Genomic DNA, 1,846 nt, shown 5'->3' on the forward strand with positions numbered 1-1,846 from the left:
GTGTCGATGCAAGTCACCCACATGCGCGACCTCGACCTGGGCGTCAACACCGAGCACGTCGTGGTCATCCCCGCGCCCCGCGTCCGCCCCGACGGCGCCGACCGCGCCTCCGACCTCGAGGTGTTCAAGAGCGCGCTCGCCCAGGTCCCGTCCGTCCTCGAGGTCGCCGCGTCGCAGACCGTCCCCGGGCAGGGCCACAACATGGGCACGGACGGCATCCGGCTCGACGGCTCGGACCAGTCGGTCCGGGGCTCCATCACCGACGTCGACGCCGACTTTCCCGGCCTGTACGACCTGACCCTGGTCGCCGGCCGCGCGTTCGACGGCCTCTCCGCTCCACTCGAGGGCGAGCCCATCCCCGTCTTGGCGACGGAGTCGATGGTCGCGACGCTCGGCTTCCCTGCTCCTGAGCAAGCGCTCGGTGCGGGCGTGACCCTGAGCGGGCGCGACGCGGAGATCATCGGCGTCCTCGAGGACGCGCACTGGTCGTCGGCGCACCAAGCGCGGGAGGATGCGTTCCTGGCATTCAACCCGGCCGGTCACCAGGTATCGGTCAAGGTCGGCGCCGACGCGTTGCCGCAGACACTGACCGCCCTCGAGGACGCCTACGTGTCGCTCTTCCCGGGCAACCCGTTCCAGGTCACGTTCGTGGACGCGCTCTTCGACGCCGAGTACCGGGCCGACCAGCGCTTCGCGACGCTGTTCACGCTGTTCGCGGGCCTGGCCGTGCTGATCGCGTGTCTCGGACTGGTCGGGCTGGCGGCGTTCACGGCCGAGCAGCGACGCAAGGAGATCGGCGTCCGCAAGGTACTGGGCGCGTCGGTCGCGAGCGTGGTTGGGCTGCTCTCGCGCGACTTCGTCCGGCTCGTCCTGGTCGGCGCGGTCGTCGCGACGCCGGTCGCGTGGTGGGTCCTGAGCGTGTGGCTCGAGGACTACGCCTACCGGATCGACCTCGGGCCGCTCCCGTTCGTTGCAGCCGCGGGCGCCGCCATGATCGCGGCGTTCGTCGCAGTCATCAGCCAGTCGCTCCGCGCCGCGATGACGGATCCCGTTCGGGCGCTGCGAGCGGAGTGAGGCTCGTCCTCGAGGATGGAGCTGACGCCACCCTGACTATGAGTGTCGTCCTCGAGGCCGTGATCTAGGCGTGGAGACGCCAGGCGAGCAGGACGCGGCCGATGTTTCCGATCGCCTCGGGGAGATGGACCCGGTAGCTCTCGGCGGCCGAGGCGTCGGCCCCGTCAGTCACCGCGCGGATCTCGACGAACGGAACGTTGCTGAACGCCGCGGCCCGCGCACCACCGGCCCCCTCCCACGCGACGCACAGCGCTCCCGTCAACTCGACCAGCGCCGCCGCTCGCACCGGATCGACGATGTCTTCGTCGCCACCTGCGATGGGTCCCGAGTGAACGCGGAAGCCGTCACGCTCGGGCTGAGCGCTCAGGATCGTCTCGCGCAGCTTCCTCGAGGACGGGTGCCTCGGAGGTGGCCCGACGCCGTGGAAGCGAGTCTTGTAGTCGTGCTCCACGGCCTCCGTCCCCACGACGACGTCACCGGCCTGGAGATCAGGACTCAACGCACCTGCAGCGCCGACGACGATGACGGCCTCGAAGGGGCCTCTCGTGTCGATCAGGTGCTGCGTCACGAGCGCGAATTGGGCTTTCCCATGGCCCGCTGCCGCGCACGTCAGCCCGAGATCGGGAGCGGCGAGAGAGGGGACGCGGCCCGGCTGTCGTTGGACCAGGTGCCCCTCGCTCAGCAACAGAGCTTCGAGGGCAGCCAGCTCCTTCTCGACGGGCGTTGCGAGGAGAACCAGAGACATGGAGTGAAAGGTCGGGCCGTGATATCG

Annotated in this window: 2 protein-coding genes; one reads left to right on the forward strand and one right to left on the reverse strand. The window is 69.9% G+C overall.

Annotated features, from left to right (window positions below; all coding sequences use genetic code 11):
• Positions 1–1,074 (forward strand): ABC transporter permease (locus WBA11_RS01320; protein WP_424518932.1); only part of this gene is annotated, 1,074 nt, incomplete at its 5' end.
• Positions 1,075–1,138: 64 nt separating this feature from the next.
• On the opposite strand, the gene WBA11_RS01325 is transcribed toward WBA11_RS01320, so the two are convergent.
• A complete protein-coding gene (locus WBA11_RS01325; protein WP_424518933.1) occupies positions 1,139–1,819 on the reverse strand; it encodes a 5'-methylthioadenosine/S-adenosylhomocysteine nucleosidase in 681 nt (226 codons plus the stop codon).
• Positions 1,820–1,846: the final 27 nt, after the last annotated feature.

Origin of the sequence: Rubrivirga sp. (assembly GCF_049648075.1) — a bacterium.
In the GTDB taxonomy this organism is placed as follows: Bacteria; Bacteroidota; Rhodothermia; order Rhodothermales; family Rubricoccaceae; genus Rubrivirga.

Bases quoted from the DNA above. Each gene is read 5' to 3' on its own strand.
- WBA11_RS01325 (WP_424518933.1), bottom strand. From the start codon at position 1,819: ATGTCTCTGGTTCTCCTCGCAACGCCCGTCGAGAAGGAGCTGGCTGCC.